Below are 23,006 nucleotides of genomic sequence, written 5' to 3'. Positions count from 1 at the left end.
CACCTGCCGACGGGGTTTTGTCGCTTCGTCCGCGAACGACTGTATGGAATCGCTCGAAGCCGAACTCGATCGCGCCTGTGACCTGTCGGTGTCGGACCTCGCAGATGCGATCGAGTCGATCGGCTTCGAGTGCACCCGCTGTGGGGCGTGTTGTAAAGGCTACGACGAACCAACCGAGAACGACTCGACGGCCGAAGACGACTCTGCGGACAGCTGCCATGACGGCGACCGGGAGCCTCACACTGCAACGGTGTTCCCTGACGAAATCAGAGATATTCAGGACGTGACTGGCTACGACTGGCGCGACGTTGCGAGGCCGATGCCGTATGGACTCTCGGAGACAGACGGCACGCAGACGGGCGAGACGTTCGAGTGGGCGCTATCGACCGACGGCTGTGGCGACTGCACCTTCTACACCGAGACTAACGGCGTAGGCGCGTGCTCGATACACGAGGACCGACCGCTGATCTGTCAGACATACCCGTTCAGCGTCGCTCTCGGCGGCACCAGCCAGCCGATGGGCGAGGCGGTCGACGAGGTCGGGCACGTTCGCGCCCACGAGTGTGAGGGACTTGGCCGCGACATCTCGCGATCGGACGCCGAAGCGCTTGCTGCGGCGCTGAAAACGCGGGTAATTCGGGAGTTGACCGAGGCGATCGGTGTCCGCGACTCGTACACTCGTGTTGGCGACGAGCCGGTTGTCATCTACGACTCGGAGGGGCCAAAGCGACCCGATGGCAGCCCGATCGATTCCGACTGAACCACGCTCGGGCGGTAATTCTATGAGTATCGCCGCATATGTTTGGGTACGTCCTATGGAAATCTCGGATCGACTCCTCTGTCTGTTTAGCGCGGAAGTGACTGACGACGGCGACACGTACACGGTTGAGGTTCCCCGCCGTGAGATCGAAACCGGCTCGATCGAAGCCGGCAAAACGTACCGCGTGGCGCTCATCTCGCAGGCGACGCCAGACTCGGATACGGCTCCCCAAAATGAGGAGCACGTCCCGACTGACGGCCCACAGCCGCCGGTCGAGCCCGGCGAGTTCCGATACGTCGAAATCGAAGACCTCGGCAAACAGGGCGACGGGATCGCCCGCGTCGAACGCGGCTACGTGATTATCGTGCCCGATGCGGAGGTCGGTGAACGGGTCAAAATCGAGGTCACCGAGGTCAAATCGAACTTTGCGGTCGGCGAAATCGTCGACGAAGAAATATAGCGCTACAACGAAGCGCCCTGCTCACTCGACGCGAGTGTCCCAATACGAGACTGAGGCGATCGCATCGCCAATTTCTGTCGCCCCGATTGCGGTGTCAATCGAGCGAAACGGCCGCGCGATCGATCCCGGGAGGCTCCGATAAAACCCGTACGGCAACACGAAGTCGTAGCTTGCGTTTTCGAGCCGTAACTCTGCGTCGGCCAAGAGACTCTCGACGTCTCGGTTCGAGTAGAGGCGTGAACCCATCGGCAACAGCCAGTTGTATAACACTCTGGTGCTCGGCCGCCGAAAGGTGTCGAAAAACACCTGTGACTTCGAGACGCGGCGCAGCTCTCGGAGGAAGGTGACTGGGGTATCTGCCAGGTGGAAAAACCGCATTGCAAACACTGCGTCGAAGTGATCGTCCGGAAACGGCAACCGGGCGGCGTCCCCGCGCATGAACTCGACGTGATCGGCGACGTCCGCATCCTTGGCTTTTTGTCGTCCTTTTGCCATCATCGCCGGTGAGATGTCTAGTCCAACAATGTCCGCGCCGCGATCGGCGAGCATGACGGTGAATCGACCCGTTCCACAGGCGACTTCGAGGATCTGTTTGCCTTCGACGGGTCCGAGCGCCGACAGAACCGCGGCCTTCTCACGACGGTCGATCAGCCGGCCGCCCTCCGAGAATCGCTTGTTATCGTACTCCTCGGCTACCTCGTCGGCCTGATACCACTCCTTTCCTTTCACGGTATCACGTTCTGCACGCCGAAGGAGTAAAACCGTACTGATGACTCCCACTTCTCATCGCTGTGTGATTTATAATCGAATTATCATCACAAACTACCATACAAATTTAGTGTGATATTAGCACATTATATTATATTGATCTGTTGGGCCTATATGTAGCTAACCTTTACCATGTAGCTCTGACTCATGGATAGTATGAGCACTAGTCCAGTCGAGGCGAACCGCCAGGAACACCTCTCAGAGTCGGAGTTTCGCGATCGGCTCCGCGAACTCCCACCGAGCGCCAAGCTCGTCGCAAAAGTACTCGAAACCGATGCGCCACTCTCACAGGGCCAACTCGCCGAGGAATCGTTGTTACCGGATCGCACTGTCCGGTACGCGTTGAACCGCCTCGATGAATCCGGGCTCATCGGCTCGCGGTACAGCTTCAAAGACGCCCGCAAACAGGTGTACTACCTCAACACCTGAGAGGAATTCATTTTTCAGCCGCTGGTTGACGGCGTTGACTGACCCGCCGTCTGCCATCCGGCCTTTTATGTAGTCGCTCGTCGAGTACCAACTATGGATCTGTCGGTGGTCGTCCCGACGCTCAACGGCCGCGACCAACTCGCCGGCTGTCTGGACGCGTTGACGGCTGTCGCGCCTGCCGCCGAGACGATCGTCGTCAACGGCCCCTCTGCGGACGGGACGACCGGGATGATCCGCGATCGAGACGATGTCGATGTGCTCGTCGAGATTTCCGATCGAACGGTCAACGTTGCCCGAAATGCCGGTATTGAGGTCGCCTCCGGCGACGTGATCGCGCTTTTAGGGTACGATCTGCGGGCCACACCTCACTGGCTTGCAGGCATCGAAGCCGGGCTCGCGGAGGCGAAAGTCGTCACTGGGCCCGTCGCAGCCGAAGCAGATACCTCGACGAGTGGGCCTGAGCGGCGGTCGATTGCCGGCAGAGAAGTCGTTTACCTCGAGCGTGGCAACGTGGTCTTCGACGCGGATACGCTCCTTGCTGCGGATGGCTACGATGAGTATCTCGCAACTGGCGGAACCCGAGATCTTTCCCACCGCCTCGCAGGCATGGACGAGCCGGTCGCCTACGAGCCTGCGATGGCGGCCACGCCCGAGCCGGGTGCGTCTCCTCCTGAGCGCGACTGGGGTTGGAAGTACCGCGCACTCGCATATCGGCTCGCAAAGAACTACGGAATCCGTCCGACGGTCCTTCGACGGACGTTGTCACACGCCACCAGCGATAGCCTCGCGGCCGCCCGTGACGTCCTCCACGGCGACAACCGCCCGACCGCATGGTTCGGTTCCGGCTGGCGAGTGATGGGCGGGATGGCAACGGGATTCTCAGATGGCCTGGTCGCCCGCGCCCGCGATCGATCCGCGACCCGAAACCCGCACGGGATTTCGAAACGGGCCGACCGAGCGGTCGCGCGATACGACTGGCGTGGCGTTGAGCTGTCGACCGAGTGACCGCCAAGCGACTGACCGATCACTGGCTGATCGACAATTTGGCGGCCGCGGTCACACGGTACCGGGGCCGAGTCCAGGTATCACACGTCTCGGATTCTTATCGAACACACGGTGCATCGCGTCTTCAGAGACGTCGAGCGTGAGGATTTCCATGACTGCGACGTTCGGATGAATCTCTGGCGTTCCGCTCGCAAATAGGATTCGATCAGGGTGCTCTAACAACCCGCGTTTCAGTAAATCGCGGTACCGCACCGCCCAGGTATCCAGATACAGTGAATCGAACTCTCCAAGGAGTTCGATCGATTGTTCCATCCGATCGCGATCCATCGGGTAGCCCCCAAAGCCAGTCACGATCACCGGGTACGGGGCTGGCAAGAGCGCCTCCACGATCGCACTTGGCGGGCTCTCCGGGCGCGCAAACGCCAACACGGGCGATTTGACCTGTCGTAATGTTTCTATTACCGCAGGTGTTGGAACCCCATCAGCGGCGGGATCAACGACGAATCCATGAAAGCGATCGTCGTAGGCGTACTGTTCGACGTCGTCTGGGTTTGTGTGGTGATCGTCCGGCCGAGAGACGGTGTTCCGAAGCCGCGAGCCGGTCCCGACAATGGGTCTTCGTGGACCGTTTAACCGGGCAAATGCGAGGAATGGCCGATCGACGCTCAGCCGTGCGACGGCGTTGTTGGCTCGGAGATATCCTTTCTCTGGGGCGCTGGGACTTGGTGCGACCACTGATCGGACGATTCCTGCCTGGTGGAGCTCTCGTTCCAGCCGTTCCGGTGTGATATCTCGACCGTGTACTTCCACGGCAACCGCATCAGCGTCGAGGTGTGCGTGCACATCGACGATGCGAAAGCCGTGTTCGAGCTCCAACATCGTGTGTACTCATACGGGCGGGATACATGGGTTTCACGGCTTGGTATTGACCCGATCGACACCTCATTGATCCGGTGTGTGACACACCGTATCGTGCCGGAGTATGGCGATTTCCTCGATTGAATTAGAAATATTTATATAGAACCGCAAACCATCTCCCTAACGAGGTTACTCATCATGGCATCACGAATGCAGCAACCACTGTTCATCCTCTCGGAGGGTAGTCAACGAACGCGCGGCCAGGAGGCCCAAGACTCGAATATTCGGGCTGGACGAGCCGTCGCGAACGCCGTACGAACCACGCTCGGTCCGCGCGGGATGGACAAAATGCTCGTCGACTCGTCTGGGGACGTCGTCATCACGAACGACGGCGCGACGATCCTCAACGAGATGGACATCGAACACCCCGCTGCACAGATGATCGTCGAGGTCTCAGAAACACAGGAGGTCGAGGTCGGCGATGGTACCACGACTGCTGCCGTGCTCGCCGGCGAACTATTAGCGCAGGCCGAGGATCTGCTCGAACAGGATATTCACCCCACAGTCATTGTCGAAGGCTACTACGAGGCTGCTCGGATCGCCCAGGAGGCGATCGACAGTCAGGTTCTCGATGTCGATCTTGACGACGAGGTCCTCAAACAGGTCGCCGAATCGAGCATGACGGGCAAGGGAACCGGCGACGTGACCGCCGATGTCCTCGCCGAGCAGGTCGTCAGCGCGGTCCAGCAGGTCGCCGGCGCGGACGCCCCACGCGAGCAGATCCGCATCCACACCCGTACCGGCGCATCGACGAGTGCAACGGAGCTGGTCGAAGGGGTTATTATCGACAAAGCGCCTGTCAGCGACAACATGCCGCGATCGGTCGAAGACGCAACCGTCGCCATTCTGGACTCGAAACTCGATGTCCGGACCGGCGAGGCTGACGCCGAGTATAACATCACCTCTGTCGATCAGCTCAACGCGGCGATCGAAGCCGAAGAGGGCGAGCTCCGCGGCTACGCGGAGGCACTCTCGGAGGCTGGCGTCGACGTGTTATTCTGTACGAAAAAGATCGAAGACCGCGTCGCCGGCTACCTCGCGGACGCGGGCATCCTCGCGTTCAAGAGCGTCAAATCAAAGGACGCAAAGGCGCTTGCAGGCGCGACCGGCGCAAAGCGCCTCGGCACGCTCGAGGACATCGAAGCGTCCGATCTCGGCTCAGCGGCCTCGATCTCTGTCGAGACGTTCAGCGACGACGACCTCACGTTCGTTGAGGGCGGCAGCGACGCCAAGAACGTCACGCTGTTCGTTCGGGGGAGTTCCGAACACATCGTTGACGAGCTCGAACGCGCGCTCAACGACGCGATCGACGTCGTCATCGACTCGCTCGAAGACGGCGGCGTCGTTCCCGGTGCAGGCGCGACCGAGGTCGGGATCGCCGAACACGTCCGCAGCAGCTCCGCTGGTGTCGAAGGCCGCAAACAGCTCGCCATCGAGGCGTTTGCCGACGCAGTCGACGCGCTTCCGCGCACGCTGGCGGAGAACACCGGCATGGACCCGATCGACGCGCTCGTCGACCTCCGCGCTCGCTACGACAGCGAGGGCATCGCCGGCGTTATCGCAACCGGACAAAAAGGTGAGATCGGCAACCCGATCGACGCGGGTATCCTCGACCCCGCTGCGGTCAAACGCGAGGCGGTCGAGTCTGCCACCGAGTCTGCGACGATGATCCTCCGGATCGACGACGTGATCGCCGCCGAGTAAACGCCGCTTCGCCCAATTCCCCTTTTTATTACTCGTTGCAGTCGACGAGCACTAGCTCGATCGAATCTCCCGCATCGATTCCGAAGCGCTCGTCGCCGCGGCCGTGGTTTACGTCCAATTCGACGTAGCCGTGGCTCCCGACAGTAACGAGCGCCGAACCACGATCGACCGCCTCGAACGTCTCGACGACCAGAACCGACTCGCCGTTGACCAGACAGCGATCAACCGCATCGATCGCCGACCCCGGAATGTCTGTGATTACGTTCCCGAAGCTGTCGACGACGAGCACCGTCCCGTCGATCTGTGTGCCCGAAACGTCGGGCTCTGGAAGTGTGAGATCGACGTAGCGCTCGATCGCCGAGAGTTGGTCGATCGATTCAATCGCATCGACACCCTGCTCGTTAACCCACGCAGCTGCGGGCGCGAACACATCTCGACCGTGAAACGTCGCGGAGGCTGGATCCGGACTCTCGATCTCGTACGCGTCGATCGCGCCGTCCGAAAGCGCTCGCGCGGCTGGCACAAGCGAGCCGTTGTCTGGACCGACGAGCGCGTGTTCGCCCGCACGGAGGACGATCGGCCGGCGATCGGTCCCCACGCCCGGATCAACAACCGCGAGGTGGACTGCCGGCGGGAACTCGACAAGCGCAAATCGAAGCCAAAACGCCGCTCCCCGTGGGTCCTGACGAGGGAGATCGTGCGCGATGTCCACGAGCCTCGCATCTGTCTCCCGCAGAATCACGCCTTTCATCGCGGCCGGATACACCGAACCAAAATCGGAGGCGATCGTGATCATACGCTGTCTGCGTCGGTGTCGCTCACCCGTTGGATCCGTTCGATGCCGCCGATTTCGTTGATCACGTCTACTACCGGCCCGGGCACGAGGTCGCGCCATTCGTCTCCGTCGATCATTCGTTGTCGAAGCTCGGTGCCCTCAAGGATCTCACGTTTGAACATCGGCGACTGACGCACCTCGACGCCGGCCTCCGTGAACAGTTGGACGACGAGCGGATTATTTGAGAACGCAACATCGAACGCCGGCGACATGCTCTCGACGTGGCTCACCCACACGGAGTTTCGATCGAGGTCTTCAATCGGGACGACGTACGTCGTCATATCGAACTCCGCGACTGATTTCGTCACCATCATCACCCGCTCACCGGCGGTGAACGGATTTCGCGGGGAGTGTGAGTCGCCCGCGCTGCCGATTCCAAGAACGAGTTCGTCGACCTGTTCGGCGATCTCTTCGACCATGTGGTGGTGGCCGTGGTGGTACGGCTGGAACCGGCCGATGTAGAACCCACGCATACTGGTATTTCAAACGGATTATTTATAAAGCCCGCGAGTCGAGGTAGATCCGCTCAATTGGACGTAGAACGCGGCTACCGGCATTTTATACCGAAACGGCAAACGCGGCGAGTGGGAGAAAGTATATCAGTCGACAGCACGTGATTTCATGTAGCGAAAAGATTCTATGAGCAATCAAACCGACAACGACGACAGCCCGATAGAAGACGGGCGTTCGTCGGATCTCGCTGACGGTTCGGGCGACCCATCGGGCCGCACTGAGGGGACTGACACGGACGTCCCCCGTGAGCCGTCGGCATCCGAGCCTGATCAGGCCGATACCGACGACAAAATCTTCGAACCGATCCACGAGAATGGCGCTGGTGACGACACCGGACAGGCGTCCGACAATGGAGCCGAAGACGAAGCCGACGAGGATCTCCCGTCGATCGACGACCTCGGCAGTGATGTTGAAGTAAACGCGGAAATTGCCGATGAGATCGACGAAGATGACCTGCTTGGGGGCCTCAAAATCGAGTCAACCGAGGGAATCGACATCCCCGATCGGCTTGTCGATCAGGTAATCGGACAAGAACATGCCCGCGACGTCATCATCAAGGCCGCAAAGCAGCGCCGCCACGTGATGATGATCGGCTCGCCGGGGACCGGCAAGTCGATGCTCGCAAAGGCGATGACCGAACTGCTCCCGAAAGAGGAGTTGCAGGACGTTCTCGTCTACCACAACCCTGACGACGGCAACAAGCCGAAAGTTCGGACGGTCCCTGCGGGCAAGGGCGAACAGATCGTCGAGGCCCACAAAGAGGAGGCCAGAAAGCGCAACCAGATGCGGACGTTCCTCATGTGGATCATCATCGCGGTGGTGCTCGGCTACGCGCTCATCATCGCCGGGCAGATCCTCCTTGGCATCCTCGCGGCGGGTATCATCTACCTCGCGTTCCGCTACGCCTCCCGTGGCGGCGACGCGATGGTGCCGAACCTGCTCGTGAACAACGCCGACACCAAGTCCGCGCCGTTCCGCGACGCAACCGGCGCGCACGCGGGTGCACTGCTCGGTGACGTCCGCCACGACCCCTTCCAGTCCGGTGGCATGGAGACGCCGAGCCACGACCGCGTCGAGGCCGGTGCGATCCACAAAGCCAACAAGGGCGTGTTGTTCATCGACGAGATCAACACCCTCGACATCCGCAGCCAGCAGCACCTCATGACAGCCATCCAGGAGGGCGAGTTCTCGATCACCGGCCAGAGCGAGCGCTCCTCGGGTGCGATGGTCCAGACCGAACCGGTCCCGACGGACTTCATCATGATCGCAGCGGGGAACCTCGACGCCATGGAGAACATGCACCCGGCACTGCGCAGCCGGATCAAGGGATACGGCTACGAGGTGTACATGGACGACACGATCGACGACACCCCCGATATGCGCCGCAAGTACGCACGGTTCGTTGCCCAAGAGGTCTCAAACGACGGTCGGCTGCCGGAGTTCGAGGCCGAGGCAATCGAGGAGGTTATCCTCGAAGCCAAGCGCCGGGCTGGTCGGAAGGGTCATCTGACGCTTCACTTCCGGAACCTCGGTGGGCTGGTTCGGGTCGCCGGCGACATCGCTCGCGGCGAGGGTGCCGAATACACTACCCGTGACCACGTCCTACAGGCCAAACAGCGCTCGCGATCGATCGAACAGCAGCTAGCCGACGAGTTCATCGAGCGCCGCAAGGACTACGAACTGCAGGTCTCGGACGGCTACGAGGTCGGCCGCGTCAACGGGCTGGCCGTGATGGGCGAAGATTCAGGCATTATGCTTCCCGTGATGGCGGAGGTCACGCCCTCACAGGGGCCCGGAAAAGTGATCGCGACCGGACAACTCAAAGAGATGGCCGAAGAGTCTGTCCAGAACGTTTCGGCAATCATCAAGAAGTTCTCCGATCAGGATCTGGCCGAAAAAGACGTTCACATCCAGTTCGTTCAGACCGGCCAGCAGGGTGTCGACGGCGACTCCGCGTCGATCACCGTCGCCACGGCGGTCATCTCCGCGCTTGAGAATGTCGGCGTGCGCCAATCGCTGGCGATGACCGGCTCGCTGTCGGTCCGCGGCGACGTGCTTCCCGTCGGTGGGGTGACTCACAAGATCGAGGCCGCCGCAAAGGCTGGCTGTGATACGGTCATTATCCCGAAGGCGAACGAACAGGACGTGATGATCGAAGACGAGTACGATGAGATGGTCGATATTCGGCCGGTCAGCCATATCAGCGAGGTACTCGACATCGCGCTCGAAAGCGAGGGCGACAAGGACTCGCTCGTCTCGCGGCTGAAAAGCATCACCGGCTCTGCGCTCGCGGACAACCAGGCCGTCGCCGGCCCGAAGAGTCCGAGTCCGCAGTAGACGATGACAGCGTGGACGGCGTTTACAGCCGTCTCGCTTGTTCTTTTGCTTTTGTTGCTTGGCTTAGCGCGTGCTTCGAGCCCGGCGGTTACCCGCAGTGAAGAACTGACGCCGACGATCGCAGACGATCGATCTGAGTCGACCCCGATCGCGGACGACCGATCTAAGCCAGCCTCGACTGTGGATAATCAGTCCGATCTACAGTCCGCCGTGGACGATCGGTCCGAGCCAGCCCCACCTGAATCGTCCTCTGAAGATCCCGCTGCAATCGGGCCACCGGCACCGGAGGAGAGGGTCGCCTCGGGGTCTGACGATATTCCCTCGTGGCTGTTGCTCGCAAACGTGCTGTTCACGCACGGGCTTTTTGCCGGCTTGCTCGTTTCGGCCATCTGGCTCGCGGCGATCCCCCTGTCGGCGATTGGGGTCGATCCCGCAGGCCTCTCACCGAGTGCGCTCGCACTCGGGACCGCAACCGGGGTTGTGCTCTATGTGCTCAACGAGATGGGTGCGAGCCACGCCGAAAAGTGGGGGCTCTCTGGATCTGAACGGCTTCGAACGCTGCTCGCCCCGGAATCGATCGGCGGCTGGATCGTCCTGCTCGTCGTTGTGCTTCCGGTCATCGCGGGATTCGAAGAGCTGTTGTTCCGCGGGGTATTGATTGGGGCGATGCACACCGGATTCGGCGTCTCGCCGTGGCTGTTGGCGATCGGCTCTTCGGTCGCGTTCGGGCTCGGCCACGGCGCCCAGGGCAAAGCCGGGATCGCGGTTACGGGCTCGCTTGGATTCGCGTTGGCGTGGCTGTTCATCGTGACCGATAGCCTTGTGGCGGTCTTCCTCGCACACTACATCGTCAATGCGTTCGAATTTGTCGTCCATGAAGGATTCGGGGCCGATCCGTTCTCGATCTGACGTTACTCTCTGCTGTCGACGAGTGGATTGACCGCTCCGGGGCCGCCACCGACGTCGACGCCATAGCGGACCGCACGACCCATGAACTCGACGCTCAATTCGACCGCCGAGTCGAGAGCCGCTCCGCGCGCCAGCCGCGCCGCGATCGCACTCGAGAGCGTACAGCCCGAACCGTGGGTCGCGTCGGTGTCGACGCGCTCGTGTTCGAAGCGATCGACCGCCACGGCGTCTCTCTTCCGACGCACCAGCGTGTCGACGACGGTCTCGCCGTCGATATGCCCGCCTTTCACGAGCGCCGCGTCCGCCCCGCGATCGACGAGTGCTCGTCCCGCTGCGGCTGCATCCGCCGCCGTTCGGATGTGCATTCCGGTCAGCGCTGTCGCCTCGTCGGCGTTCGGGGTGACGAGCGTCGACTCGGCGATGAGTTCGCCGTAGGCGTCCTCGGCGGCTTCGCTCAACAGTCGATCGCCCGTCGCAGCGATCATCACTGGATCGACAACGACTGGCCCTTCAAAGGACCGAACCGACGCGGTGACGGTCTCGACGATCGGCGCGGTCGCGAGCATGCCAGTTTTGATCGCTCCAACGTCGAAATCATCGACAACAGCCTTGTACTGGGCTCGGACTTGCTCGGTGTCGAGCGGATACGACCCTTCGACGCCACGGGTATTCTGGGCGGTCACTGCGGTCACGATCGAGGTGCCGAAGACGCCGTGGGCCGCCATCGTCTTCAGATCCGCCTGAATGCCTGCGCCGCCACCGCTGTCGCTGCCGGCGATCGTCGCCGCAACTGGCGGCGATCGTGGTTCGTACGAGATCATACGTAGGTGATACTACTCGATAATCATACGTATGTCGATCGCGCTGTTGACGTGATCGTCGCTACTCTCGATAGCGTCAGTTGGTTGGGCGTGACCGGCTGTGCAGGCTGGCACGAAAACCACCGTACGTTCTTCCCTGTCGAACGACTTCAGACTACCATGAGCCACAATCAAAACGATTCATCTACGGCGACGGACAGATCGGCTGACGCGGACCCAGCAGTGATCACCGTCTACTCCGATTACGTCTGCCCATTCTGTTATCTGGGCCGGACATCTCTCGACCAGTATCAGGAGACACGCGAAGACGAACTCCAGATCGAGTGGCATCCGTTCGATCTTCGCAGCCAGAAGCGCCGGCCGGACGGGACGATGGATCATTCGATCGACGACGGCAAAGACGACGCGTACTTCCAGCAGGCGAAACAAAACGTCCGCCGCCTCGCAGAGAAATATGACGTCGACATGGACCTCGACATCGCGACCGACATCGACTCACTACCCGCCCAGATCGCCTCTTATTATGTGCACGAACACTACGACTACGAGACGTGGCTTGCCTTCGACGAGGCTATTTTTGCGGCGCTGTGGGAAGAGGGCCGCGACATCGGCGATACCGAGCTGTTAGTCAAATTCGCGACCGACGCTGGCGTCGACGGCGAGGACGTTCGATCGGCCCTGGACGACGAAACGCTCCGTGAGGACGTCAGACAGCGATTCACTGACGCCCAGCGCCACGGGATTACGGGCGTTCCGACGTTCGCCTACGACGGATACGCCGCTCGGGGGGCTGTGCCACCAGAACAGCTCCGCCGACTCGTCGAAGGCCGCTAACCACCAACGTTCGTACCGACGCCGATAGTTGACGGCCGATCGCAGTACTGTTATATGTAGCACGCAATATTTTACAGAGAACAACGAATGTCGAACGCACTATCCTCCACGCTGACTCGCCGATCGCTCCTCGCAGCCGGCGGTGCGTTCGGCGTACTCGCAAGCGCTGGCTGCGTCCGCCAAGCTCGAAATGTTGCCGGCCGCGACCGTCCTGAACAGCTCTCACTCGACGTCAAGACGATCCCTGGTGACGCCGCTCCCTTTGGGCTCGCGACTGCGAACCGACTCGTTGAGTCACTGAATGCGGTCGGCATTGACGCGCAGCTCACGCCACTGGAACCCGAGGAGTTCTACCGACAGGTCCTCATCAACCACAATTTCGATATCTACGTCGGCCAATTTCCCGAACAGTTTGAGTTCGATCCCGACGCACTCTACCCGTTGTCGCACTCAATGTTCGACGCTGAGCCCGGGTGGCAGAATCCATTCGGATTCACCAATCTCGAATGTAACGATCTCCTTGAGGCCCAACGCGCACAGAGCGGTGGCCAACGCCGTGAGACTGTCTTCGACCTGCAAGAACATCTCGCACGGACTGCGCCGTTCGTTCCGATCGCACTCATTGATCAACTGACGGCAATTCGGACCGACCAATTTGATGAGTGGAATCCAGTCCGGCCAACCGCTCCGCTCGGGTTATTGGGGATTACCCGTGTTGACGATGAGACAGACACCCTCCGGCTGGCGAGTAATGACCAACGGATTACGGTCAACCGGAACCCGATCGCCGCGGAGTTCCGACGGCACGGCGCGATTATCGGACTGCTCTACGATCCACTCACTAGGCGCGATGGCGACGAACTGATCCCGTGGCTCGCCCAATCTGTTGACTGGGATCGGCGTGACGACGGGGTCGAAGCGACTGTTAGCGTTCGCCCGGATCTCTCGTGGCACGATGGGACCGAGATCACCGCTGATGATATCGCGTTTACCTACCAGTTCCTCACGGACACGTCGCTTGGAAATGCCGAGGATCCGATCCCGACATCAAAATACCGTGGGCGCTCCTCGCTTGTTTCCGATGTCGTCGTTGAATCTGATAGGTCAGCCAGAATTTCCTTCGACGATGTGAGTCGTGAGATCGCGCCGACTGCGCTCACCGTCCCACTACTCCCCGAACACGTCTGGGCTGACAAGACTGGCCCTGCGACGATCGCCGGGATTGAAGTCAACAGCGAAACAACCGAAGCAGTTGTGTGGAACAACCCCGAACCCGTCGGAAGTGGTCCGCTTCGATTCGAATCGGCGACTGATGGCGAACGCGCCGCATTCGAACTGTTCGACGAACATTTTCTCGTTGACGGCCGCGAAACAACAATACCTGAGCCGTATGGGTCTGGGCCTGCGTTTGATCGATTGGAGATTCAACTGGCAGGTACAGACAGCAGCGCGGTTGAGTTGGTCTCGATCGGCGATGCAGACGCGACGCTTTCGACACTCGGTCCTGGCGTTATCCCTCGGATCAGGGAAGAATCTGCGCTCGACCTCATCGTCAGCCCATCACACGGATTCTACCATCTCGGATTCAATACGCGTCGATCGCCGCTTGGCAATCCCCACTTTCGACGTACCGTTGCACAACTGCTTGACAAGGCTGCACTCGTTGCGGATGTGACCGATGATTTTGGAGAGCCGATCACAAGTCCGGTTGCTGGAACCGAGTGGCTCGCGCCGTCGCTTGAGTGGGATGGACGCGATCCCATCGTTCCCTTCTTCGACGACGGGTCCGGTGAACTAAACGTCACGATGGCCAGAGAACAGTTTACTGAACACGGCTTTCAGTTCAACGATGAGGACGAACTCGTCGTGAGGAATCGCTAATGGGATTAGTATCTGTACTCACTCAGGTCGCGATCGTCATCGTCTCAGCGTGTCTCGTTGCTTCGATCGCGTTTATCGGTCCTGCGCGACTGCTCGAACTCCGAAAAGAGGCCATTCCCCGACTGCTCGATGCGAAGCATCTCATCGCTGTCCTTCTCGTCGTGCTCGTAACCAATGGGTTGATTCGCGACGCGACGCAAAACCTCTCGTGGGTGTTCGGTTGGAACATCACACCGCTCATCAGGCAGATTGAGGGCGGCGTCGTCATCTACATTCAGTCGCTTGCGACGCCACTGCTTACTGCGTACTTTTCATACATCTACGTGTTTGGTTACGGGTTTTTGCTGATTTTCCCGTTTCTGGCGTACCTTTCGTTGTCTGACCAGACGCACTTTCGAAGCCTGGTCCTCGCGTACACGCTGAATTACGGCCTCGGACTGATATGCTATCTGATATTCATTGCGTACGGTCCGCGAAACTCGTTTGGCCCAGGTCTCGTCGAGTCGTTGCTGTTCGATACGTATCCGCAGTTTCAGTTCCTCACGCGGTCGGTCAACGTCCCAACGAATGTGTTTCCTTCACTGCACACGTCACTGTCAGCGACTGTCGCGCTGTTAGCATTTCATACCCGACGAGAGTATCCGATCTGGCTGTGGATCTCGATCGTGCTGGCGGTCAGCGTCTTCATTTCGACGATGTATCTCGGTATCCACTGGCTACTCGATGTGATCGCCGGAATCGTCCTCGCGGTCGTCTCAGTCGAGGGCGCTCGGCGCTACGTAAAGACTGGTTCGTTCATCGGCCGTTCGTCGACTGCAGACGAGCCAGCCGAAGCCCGCTCTTGATCGGTCTCACTCTGTTTGTGTCGATTGGTCTGCGGTATCGTGATCGTGGCCGTGTGTGCTGTTCATCTCAGACGCAAACGGACCGAAATCGTCGACCGGCATCACCGAATAATCGACGGTGAGTGTTTCTTGGGTCGCCCGTACCTTTCCGACAAACGTCGAGATATCCTCGAGTCCGCCTTCGAGAACAAAAAGCTCCATACAGTAGTGATTCCCGACGTGGCTGTGGAAGTTCGAAACGACAAGTCCTTCGTGTTCGTGTCGGAGCCGAATCATCCGCTCTTCGACGCTCGTCGTCTCGTAATTGAAAAGAACCGTCACGATTGCGATCAGGTCTCGATCCTCGAGGCGTTTGTCCTCGAACTCCCCAAGTAGGTTCCGTGCGGACTCACGAACGACCTCGCTGCGGCCGGTATAGCCGTGTTCGTCCGCAAAGCGATCGATCCGTTCGAGAAGTTCCTCGGGCATCGAGACGCTGACAACAGTCATATATTAATAAGATACCCTAAAAGTAATAACCCTTAGCATCACCCTCTGTCCTGCCGGGAGTTGTCTGCGGTTCGATCGGCTGACTCCGTGGCGGTTGGCGTTCCCCACACAGAGGTCTCGGTTCCGCCGGCTGATTTGAATGTTCCCTGTGCGTCGGCGACGTGTGTGTCGTCTGCGTCGGTAATCCGAACCGAGACGGTGGTCACGGTTCCACCGGCACGAACGACTGTCGCCTCCGCTCGGAGGTCGCTTTTTGCGGGTGCGAGGTAGTCGATCCGCATGTCGATCGTCGGCGTTGGTTCGCCGGCCAGCGAAATTGCCGCCGCGCCGCCGACGGTATCTGCGAGTGCGTACGTGACTCCGCCATGAGCGACACCGCCGCCCGGAACCGATGAGTGTCTCTCAGCCAGTTCGAGCCGACCGATCGCCGTTCCGTCGGCCGCTTCGAGTACCTCGATTCCCATGTCTGCCACGAATGGGGTGTCATTCAACAGCTCTGCGAGCCCGTCCATACTCTCTACTCGACAACCGATTTCAAAAATGTCCGTGAACCGAAACAATCGGACAAGCGGTTGTTTTGCCTGGAGAGCTACCGACAAACCGAGCGTCAGGTCAGTCAGCGCGGACCTGACAGCCGCTCTCGTACTCGATTCCCTCAATCGACTCGATCGGATCGTCCCCACAGATTGGACACGAGGGGTTCGCTTGGTAGTCGATCGTCTCGAAACTCATGTCCATCGCGTCATAGAACAGCAGTCGGCCAACGAGCGGCTCGCCGGCGTCCAACAGCAACTTCACCGTTTCTGTCGCCTGAATACACCCGACGGTTCCGGGCAACACTCCTAACACCCCGGTAGTCGCACAGTCCGGTACGGCACCAGGCTCGGGTGGCTCACGGAACAGGCATCGGTAGCACGGCCCGTCCGGAGCGAGTGTCGTCACCTGTCCCTCGAACTTGTAGATCGCGCCGTGGCTCACCGGCACACCCGCGAGCCGCGCGGCGTCGTTGACGAGATATCGCGTCGGGAAATTGTCGGAGGTGTCGACGACCACGTCGTAGCCGTTGAGCAACGATTCAACGTTGCCGGCGGTCACACGGGTTTCGTAGGTCTCCACGGCCACGTCGGGGTTGAGCGCTTCGACAAACGCCGCCGCGCTGTCGACCTTTGGGGTGCCGATGTTCGCGTCAGTATGAATTATCTGCCGCTGGAGATTCGACCGTTCGACGATGTCATCGTCGGCGATCCCGATCGTCCCGACGCCTGCTGCGGCGAGATACTGAATTACCGGCGCGCCCAGCCCGCCCGCGCCGATGACCAGCGCCGATCCCGACAGCAGGCGCGCTTGGCCCTCGGGTCCGACCTCGTCCATGATGATGTGTCTGGAGTATCGATCGAGCTGTGTCGAATTGAGTGAGAGTGTCATACCGTCTGGTTCGACAGCGTCCGAAATAAGCCTTCGCCGGCCACCGTGGTCACGCTCACAGCGGGCCGCTCAGTCTACGGTTGGCACCGCCGCCGACTCTTCGATTGCCGCCTCCTCGCGCTCTCTGGGCGTCTCGTAGCGTCCCAACATCGTGGCCAGTTCCGTCGCGCCAGTGGAGAGTTCTTCGACGGTTTCGGCGACACCAGATAGCGCGGTCGTCTGCTCTTCTGCGGCCGCTGCGGCGGCCTCGGCGTCGTCGGCCGTCGAGTAGCTGATCTCGGTCACTTCCTCGACGAGCGTAGCGACGTCCTCAGCCGATCGCGCCTGCTGATCGGTCGCGTCGCTAATCTCGTGGACGCTGTCGGTCACGTCAGTCACGACCGCGGCGAGTTCGTCGAATCGTTCCAACGACGACTCGACGGAGTCGATACTCTCGGCGACGCTGTCTTTTGTGGTCTGGACCTCCGAAACCGACTCGTCGGAACGCTGTTGTATCTCAGACAGCAGTGTCGCGATCTCCTCGGCGGATTCGCGAGCCTCCTCGGCGAGCGATTTGACCTCATCCGCGACGACCGCAAAGCCGTCGCCTCCGTCGGCGCGCGCGGCTTCGATCGACGCGTTGAGCGCGAGCAAGTTCGTCTCCTCGGCAATCTCTTCGATCAGCGCGACGATCTCGTCGACCTCGTCGATCCGGCCGCTCAGCGCCTCAACGGACGCAGACACGTCTTCAATGGCTGACTCGATCGCAGAGAGATCCGCAAGCGTCTCCGTTGCTTCTGTCTGTCCCGTCCGAGCGATCTCGTTTGCGGTCGTCGCAGTGTCGCTTGTGGCATCAGCGGTTGCGGCGATCTCCTCGACGGTCGCCGAGAGGGTATTTACCTCCGAAGACACCGATTCGAGCCGATCGCGCTGTGTTTCTGCACCCGCGGCGATATCGTCGGTTGCTGTGGCAATCTCCGTGCCCGCGCGATCGAGTTCACCCACCCGGTCGGCCACGTCGTCGGCCGACGCTGCGACGGTCCGGCCGAACCGGCTAGCGTCGCCGATCGATCCGCCGAGGCGACCCAGCAGCTCGTTGTAGCCGCCGATTACCTGTCGGTACGTCCCATCACCGCCGAGATCGGCGTCGATCGTCGCTGTCAGATCGCCGTCACCAGCTGCCGCCGTTGACGACTCGAACGCAGCGACGAGCCCTTCGAGCCGCGCAGAGCGAGCTTTGAGTTCGGTGGTGTGCGCTTCTAACCGCTCGGCCATCGTCGTGATCGATTCGCCGAACGGTCCCGGCACTGGCTCTTCGAGCACCGGATCGTCGAAGGACTGTTCGGCGAGCGCGTCGGCCTGTCCGCCGACCGTCCGCAGATACGACTGGAGGCCGTTGAACGACTGGGCGAGCGCGCCAACCTCATCGCGTTGGCTGGTTTCGATGGGATCGGTGTCGACGTGCCCGCGAGCCATCGAATCCATCGCAGCCGCGATACGGTCGAGTGGAGTGACCAGATCGCGGCGGGCGATCAGCGTTGTATTGACGAACGCGACACCGGCCGCAAAAAAGAGCCCGCCTTGCGTTACTAAGAGCGTGGTGCCCGAAACCATGAGCGGCGCGAGGAACATCCCGATCGACACGCTGAATTGAATGCCGACTGCGACGAGGATCTTCCGCTCGACGGATTCTGTCACCCTGAGTACGTCCATCGTTTTCCATAGCAGAGACTCGTATCCGTCTCGAAGCGATGACTGCATGCGCAGACGTTCTTCTGTCGAATACTAAATCCACGGCCGAAATTCTCGACCTCTGATAATTGCGTCGCTAGGGGTGTTGGTCGACAAAAAACGAGAGTTTCGAGACGCGTTATTTGCCGCGGTTGCTGTTCGCGTTGACAGAGGGGCGCACGTGCTCGGTCCCTTTGCCGCGCTTTCGCATGCCGCGACCTTTTGTGCCCGCGCTCGTCAGCCCACGGAGCGCGCGATCGGTGTGCTGGCTCTCACAGATCCACGAGAGGTCGCTGTCGTTTTCGATCGCCGGGTGGCTCGGATCCACGAGGATGACCTCGTGCCACTTCTGGGAGCCGTCTTCGCCGACCCAGTAGGAGTTCAGCACGCGGAGGTTCGGGTACTTGCGCGTCGCGCGCTCTTCGGCGATCCGCTGGATCGACTTGCGGCGACCGATCCGGTTGACGCCCTGGCGCTTCGATCGTCGCCCGGCGGTAAAGCGCTCTTTCCGTGCGCCGCCTTTGCGGACGGACACGCGAGCGACGATGACGCCCTGTTTGGCCTTGTAGCCAAGTTCGCGAGCTTTGTCAAGCCGGGTCGGGCGATCGATCCGCTCGATCGCGCCCTGCTTGCGCCACTCTTGTTTTCGTTGCCACTGCAGTTCGGCGAGTTTCCCCTCCTTGGGGTTTCGCCACGCCTCCTTGATGTGTGAGTAGAAGCTTCGTGCCATTGTTTCACCGCGGGCGATTGATGATTCAGCGGTCAGACCGCCACATATCGTCCCGACTGTTCGGGTGCCCACTGGAAGCCCGCACACCAGCGAGTTGTATGATTTACCCTCGTGGGTCAATTAAGGGCTTCGAAAGCCACCGCGTTGCCGCTGGGAAAACTCGCGTCGGGGCAGCTATCCTTCCATTCCGCCGAAAGATAACCCCGACTCGATGTACCGCTGCGCGAAGAGGTAGATGAACATCAGCGGTGCGGCGAACGTCAGCGCGAACGCCGAAAATCGCGCCCACGGCACGGTGTATTCGTCGATCAACGCGAACAGCCCAACCGGCAGTGTGTAGTTTTCGGGCCGCAGCACGGTCTGGGCGACGATGAACTCCATCCACCCGGTGAGGAACACGAAAATGAACACAGCCGCGAGGCCGGCCTTCGACAGCGGGAGAATGATCTCCCAAACCACCCGCCACGGCGGCGCGCCGTCCATCACCGCGGCCTCCTCGTAGGACGCCGGGATCGAGTCCATGAACGTCTTCAACAGCCAGGTGTTGAACGGCACCGCCATTGCCGCATAGTAGACTGCCAGCGCGAACTTGTCGTTCGTCAGCCCGAGCTCCGCAAAAATCGCGAAAACAGCGATGAGCATCGCGAGTCCGAGCCCGCCGCCGACCTGGGTAAAGAGGATGTAGCCATACAGCACCTTCCTTCGCATGAGGAACTCACGCCGCGAAAGTGCGTACGACGCCGGAACCACGACAGCCATCGCGAGAATCACCGTTGGGATCGCGACCGTCAGCGAGTTCCACGCGTAGTGGGTGAACTGTGAGGGATTGTCGACGCCGTAGTTCGCGGCCTCGAACAACACAATCTCGTTTGTGACGATACTGAGCCCTGTCAGCGGAATGCTGATCCGGAGACTCGGGATCACGAGGTCCCCAATCACCCACACGAACGCCGAGAGATCCATTCCCATCCAGAGATCGCCCTCAGTTATGAGCAGCGTAGGATTGAATCCATCCGGGAGCAGCTTGAATCCACTCGCGGAGTACAGCGAGCCGCCGTCGCCCGACAGCGCCGCCAGCGCGATCCAGTACACCGGGAACAACAGTGCGGTGACGAGCACGAGTGCGCCTGCAGTCGCGAGTACCGGGGCGATGAGCTGGAGTGCCCCGATCTTGCCGCGCCGATACAGATCGATCTTGTACCGCGATTTTTTGCCCCAGTCGGCGATCGCCTCCGGAATCGCCCGGAGATCCGCCCGTATCTTCTGGGCGATAGACGAAAGCAGCGTCATCCGTGTGCTCCCTCCGCGAGTTCGCCTTTCGTTGCGGCAACGATCATGAACAGGCCGATGATGGCGACCGCGGTCAGCATGATTGCTGACCCCTCGCCGATCTCGCCAGAGGTGAACGCTTCACGGTAGCCATACAGGAGCATGAGCTCGTTCGCCCGCGCGGGTCCGCCCCGGTTGAAGATGAACGGGATCAAAAACTGCTGGAACGACGCGGCGGCAGTGAGGATCGACGCAAACAGCACCGGCCGCTTGATCGCTGGCACGGTGACGTGCCAAAACCGGTGGAAGAATCCCGCGCCGTCGACCTTCGCGGCCTCGTGTAGCTCCGTGGGAACGTTCTGTAGCGCGCTGACGGTGATTATGACCATGAACGGATACGCAAGCCACATCTCTGCGACGTTGTACGTCGCAAACGCGAGCCACCGGCTGTTGAACCACGCGATCGATCCGATGCCGAACGCCCCGAGCAGCTGGTTTGCGAGTCCGAACTGCGCCGAAGAGAACACCCCGCGCCACACAGTGATGGTGAAGATTGCGGGTAGTCCCATCGGGAGAATGACGAGTGCACGCATCGCGCGCTTGCCGCGGACCCACGAATGCGTTAACGACATCGCCAGCCCAACGCCGAGGAGCACCTTGCCGACGACACTTGTGGCGACGAACAGCCACGTGATTCCGAACGATCGGTAGAATTGCGAATCAGTCAAAAGTGAGGCGTAGTTTTCGACTCCAACGAACTGCGCCTCGCCGAAGACCGTGCCCCACAACCCGGGTGCGTCGCGAAACATCGTCCCGAGTGTCGCGTCCGTCACAGAGAGCCCGATCAGATACACAAGCGGGATCGCCACGAACGACAGGAAGAAAAACAGCCCTGGTAGCACCAAAAACAGCCCGACGTTGTCACTCACCCACCGAGGCGGTTCGATCGCGGCGACCCGACGGGTGACGTCGCTCGTTGCCATTACTCCCAGTTGTCCCGGACGCGCTCTTCGGCATCTGCGAGCGCATCTTCAAGAGACATTTCCCCACTTAGTGTATTGCCAACTGCGTCCTCAACGGGCCCCCAGACGTCGTTCATCCGTGGATGTGCTGGCATCGGTGTCCCGTCCGCAAGCGAAGCGGTGAATCCTTGGACTGCATCAGAGAGATCGTCTGTCCCAGCAAGCTCATCGAGTACCGGTATCAATCCCTGCTGTTCGGCCAGTTCTCTCGACACGTCGGTATTCGTCGTATACCACTCTGTGAAGTCACGCGCGGCCTCGGCCGTCGAATCTTCATCCTCCACGCCGTCGGCGAAATAAAACATCTGCACGCCCGTGTACGGTGACGCCGTGCCTCCGTCTGGTGCCGGCAGCTTTGTCACGCCAGTGTCGAAGTCGAAATTCCCGAGCTCCCACGGACCGTTGATCGCGAACGGTGCGTTCCCCTCGGTGAACACGGCCATCTGTGGGTCGTATTCTGGATCATCCGGCGAGTACGGATAGAGTTCTTCGATCACAATATTGAGTCCGTCGACTGTTTCCTGATTTGTGAGCCCCAGTTCGTGGCCGTCTGTCTGATAATAGAATCCGCCCAAGGCGTGGGCGTACCCGCTCACAAAGTACGCATCGATTGGGTACGACAGGCCGTACTGGTTGTTCGCCGGATCGTGGTACTCGTCCATGATCGACTGCATCTCTTCGATCGTCTCTGGGGGCTCATCGACTATTTCGCGGTTGTACAACAGCGCGACGGTCTCTGCGCCGAACGGCAACCCGTACACCTCTCCTTCGAACTCGACGGCGTCTTGCGCCGCTGGCGTGAACACGTCCAAATCAAAGTTGCCCGTCTGTGCGGAGAGGAACTGACTGTCGGAGAAATCACCTGCCAAGTCGTGTGCCCAGATGAACACATCTGGCCCCTCACCCGTTGGGATCGCGCTTGTTAACCGATCCTGCATTTCTGCGACGTCGACGCCTTCGATCTCGAAGTCCGTCGAAGCATTGTACTCCTCGATCGAGCCTTCCATAATCTCTAGTTCGCTCTCTGAGAGATCGTACCAAATCTCGGCTTCACCGGCGACAGTCTCATCGCCGTTTCCGTTCCCGTCGTCACCATTGCCGCCATTTCCGTTTCCACCGTTACCGTTGCCGCCGTTCCCACCGTTGCCGTCTTCTTCGACGCTCGCACAGCCAGCCAGTGCGACCGCGCCTGTTCCACCCAGTGTCGTCAGCAGTTTTCGTCGCTTCCAGGTCATGCGTGAATCTATGATGAATAATAAATTCAATGATTTAAAGGTTGGGGATAGACGTTCGTGATAGTTATTGTTCGAATTTCTAAAAACGGCGAAAACAGAGTTTAGGA

23 protein-coding genes are annotated in these 23,006 nt (G+C 60.3%); 10 read left to right on the top strand and 13 right to left on the bottom strand.

Annotated features, from left to right (window positions below; translation table 11 throughout):
- Positions 1-43: 43 nt before the first annotated feature.
- On the top strand, positions 44-760 hold the full coding sequence (locus E5K03_RS04430; protein ID WP_138005155.1) for a YkgJ family cysteine cluster protein: 717 nt from the start codon (positions 44-46) through the stop codon (positions 758-760).
- A 55-nt stretch (positions 761-815) separates the two neighbouring features.
- Entirely contained in the window at positions 816-1,220 is a 405-nt protein-coding gene (locus E5K03_RS04425) for a TRAM domain-containing protein (protein ID WP_138005154.1), read from the top strand.
- A 21-nt stretch (positions 1,221-1,241) separates the two neighbouring features.
- Here the strand turns inward: E5K03_RS04425 and E5K03_RS04420 are convergent, their stop codons facing one another.
- Positions 1,242-1,949: a class I SAM-dependent methyltransferase gene (locus tag E5K03_RS04420; protein WP_138005153.1), complete on the bottom strand. Its 708-nt coding sequence runs from the start codon at positions 1,947-1,949 to the stop codon at positions 1,242-1,244.
- Between the two features lie 195 nt (positions 1,950-2,144).
- Here E5K03_RS04420 and E5K03_RS04415 point away from each other — a divergent pair, with 195 nt between their 5' ends.
- Positions 2,145-2,417 carry a winged helix-turn-helix domain-containing protein gene (locus E5K03_RS04415; protein ID WP_137197353.1) on the top strand — a complete coding sequence of 91 codons (273 nt, stop codon included), beginning with the start codon at positions 2,145-2,147 and terminating at the stop codon, positions 2,415-2,417.
- Positions 2,418-2,510: 93 nt separating this feature from the next.
- Positions 2,511-3,422, top strand: coding sequence for a glycosyltransferase family 2 protein (locus E5K03_RS04410; protein ID WP_138005152.1), 912 nt, complete (start codon positions 2,511-2,513; stop codon positions 3,420-3,422).
- A gap of 51 nt (positions 3,423-3,473) precedes the next feature.
- On the opposite strand, the gene E5K03_RS04405 is transcribed toward E5K03_RS04410, so the two are convergent.
- Entirely contained in the window at positions 3,474-4,301 is an 828-nt protein-coding gene (locus tag E5K03_RS04405) for an amidohydrolase (RefSeq protein ID WP_138005151.1), read from the bottom strand.
- Between the two features lie 189 nt (positions 4,302-4,490).
- On the opposite strand from E5K03_RS04405, the gene thsA reads away from it, so the two are divergent.
- Entirely contained in the window at positions 4,491-6,044 is a 1,554-nt protein-coding gene (gene thsA, locus E5K03_RS04400; protein ID WP_138005264.1) for a thermosome subunit alpha, read from the top strand.
- 28 nt (positions 6,045-6,072) lie between these two features.
- Here thsA and E5K03_RS04395 read toward each other — a convergent pair whose 3' ends face one another.
- Together E5K03_RS04395 and E5K03_RS04390 are read right to left on the bottom strand one after the other, a co-directional pair.
- Entirely contained in the window at positions 6,073-6,840 is a 768-nt protein-coding gene (locus E5K03_RS04395; protein ID WP_138005150.1) for an SAM hydrolase/SAM-dependent halogenase family protein, read from the bottom strand.
- A complete protein-coding gene (locus tag E5K03_RS04390; RefSeq protein WP_138005149.1) occupies positions 6,837-7,352 on the bottom strand; it encodes a nicotinamide-nucleotide adenylyltransferase in 516 nt (171 codons plus the stop codon). Before E5K03_RS04390 ends, E5K03_RS04395 begins: the two co-directional genes overlap by 4 nt.
- A 166-nt stretch (positions 7,353-7,518) precedes the next feature.
- Here E5K03_RS04390 and lonB point away from each other — a divergent pair, with 166 nt between their 5' ends.
- Positions 7,519-9,729 carry an ATP-dependent protease LonB gene (gene lonB / locus E5K03_RS04385; RefSeq protein WP_138005148.1) on the top strand — a complete coding sequence of 737 codons (2,211 nt, stop codon included), beginning with the start codon at positions 7,519-7,521 and terminating at the stop codon, positions 9,727-9,729.
- A 3-nt stretch (positions 9,730-9,732) separates the two neighbouring features.
- A complete protein-coding gene (locus E5K03_RS04380) occupies positions 9,733-10,638 on the top strand; it encodes a CPBP family intramembrane glutamic endopeptidase (RefSeq protein ID WP_138005147.1) in 906 nt (301 codons plus the stop codon).
- A 2-nt stretch (positions 10,639-10,640) separates the two neighbouring features.
- Here the strand turns inward: E5K03_RS04380 and thiD are convergent, their stop codons facing one another.
- Positions 10,641-11,459, bottom strand: a complete 819-nt coding sequence (thiD, locus tag E5K03_RS04375; protein WP_138005146.1) for a bifunctional hydroxymethylpyrimidine kinase/phosphomethylpyrimidine kinase — start codon at positions 11,457-11,459, stop codon at positions 10,641-10,643.
- Positions 11,460-11,618: 159 nt separating this feature from the next.
- Here thiD and E5K03_RS04370 point away from each other — a divergent pair, with 159 nt between their 5' ends.
- The 3 genes from E5K03_RS04370 to E5K03_RS04360 all read left to right on the top strand — a co-directional run bounded on the left by E5K03_RS04370 (position 11,619) and on the right by E5K03_RS04360 (position 15,019).
- Positions 11,619-12,293, top strand: a complete 675-nt coding sequence (locus tag E5K03_RS04370; protein WP_138005145.1) for a DsbA family oxidoreductase — start codon at positions 11,619-11,621, stop codon at positions 12,291-12,293.
- An 87-nt stretch (positions 12,294-12,380) separates the two neighbouring features.
- Complete coding sequence (locus tag E5K03_RS04365) at positions 12,381-14,174, top strand: ABC transporter substrate-binding protein (RefSeq protein ID WP_138005144.1); 1,794 nt, start codon at positions 12,381-12,383, stop codon at positions 14,172-14,174.
- Positions 14,174-15,019 (top strand): phosphatase PAP2 family protein, encoded by an 846-nt coding sequence (locus E5K03_RS04360; protein WP_138005143.1) that lies wholly within the window; start codon positions 14,174-14,176, stop codon positions 15,017-15,019. The genes E5K03_RS04365 and E5K03_RS04360 overlap by 1 nt, the downstream gene beginning before the upstream one ends.
- 6 nt (positions 15,020-15,025) lie before the next feature.
- Here E5K03_RS04360 and E5K03_RS04355 read toward each other — a convergent pair whose 3' ends face one another.
- From E5K03_RS04355 to E5K03_RS04320, 8 genes are all read right to left on the bottom strand, one after another.
- Positions 15,026-15,508 (bottom strand): CopG family ribbon-helix-helix protein, encoded by a 483-nt coding sequence (locus E5K03_RS04355; protein ID WP_138005142.1) that lies wholly within the window; start codon positions 15,506-15,508, stop codon positions 15,026-15,028.
- Positions 15,509-15,546: 38 nt separating this feature from the next.
- On the bottom strand, positions 15,547-16,020 hold the full coding sequence (locus tag E5K03_RS04350; protein WP_138005141.1) for a PaaI family thioesterase: 474 nt from the start codon (positions 16,018-16,020) through the stop codon (positions 15,547-15,549).
- Positions 16,021-16,120: 100 nt separating this feature from the next.
- Positions 16,121-16,933 (bottom strand): SAMP-activating enzyme E1, encoded by an 813-nt coding sequence (ubaA, locus tag E5K03_RS04345; RefSeq protein WP_138005140.1) that lies wholly within the window; start codon positions 16,931-16,933, stop codon positions 16,121-16,123.
- Between the two features lie 69 nt (positions 16,934-17,002).
- A complete protein-coding gene (locus E5K03_RS04340; protein ID WP_138005139.1) occupies positions 17,003-18,673 on the bottom strand; it encodes a methyl-accepting chemotaxis protein in 1,671 nt (556 codons plus the stop codon).
- Positions 18,674-18,782: 109 nt separating this feature from the next.
- Positions 18,783-19,373, bottom strand: a complete 591-nt coding sequence (locus E5K03_RS04335; protein WP_138005138.1) for a 50S ribosomal protein L15e — start codon at positions 19,371-19,373, stop codon at positions 18,783-18,785.
- A 174-nt stretch (positions 19,374-19,547) separates the two neighbouring features.
- Positions 19,548-20,663 carry a sugar ABC transporter permease gene (locus E5K03_RS04330; RefSeq protein ID WP_138005137.1) on the bottom strand — a complete coding sequence of 372 codons (1,116 nt, stop codon included), beginning with the start codon at positions 20,661-20,663 and terminating at the stop codon, positions 19,548-19,550.
- Positions 20,660-21,625, bottom strand: a complete 966-nt coding sequence (locus E5K03_RS04325; protein ID WP_138005136.1) for a carbohydrate ABC transporter permease — start codon at positions 21,623-21,625, stop codon at positions 20,660-20,662. Before E5K03_RS04325 ends, E5K03_RS04330 begins: the two co-directional genes overlap by 4 nt.
- Positions 21,625-22,899 carry an extracellular solute-binding protein gene (locus E5K03_RS04320; protein ID WP_138005135.1) on the bottom strand — a complete coding sequence of 425 codons (1,275 nt, stop codon included), beginning with the start codon at positions 22,897-22,899 and terminating at the stop codon, positions 21,625-21,627. Before E5K03_RS04320 ends, E5K03_RS04325 begins: the two co-directional genes overlap by 1 nt.
- Positions 22,900-23,006: the final 107 nt, after the last annotated feature.

The sequence above is a fragment of the Halalkalirubrum salinum genome (genome assembly GCF_005543295.1).
Lineage (GTDB): Archaea > Halobacteriota > Halobacteria > Halobacteriales > Haloferacaceae > Halalkalirubrum > Halalkalirubrum salinum.
This window is presented reverse-complemented; position numbering and strand designations above follow the sequence as displayed.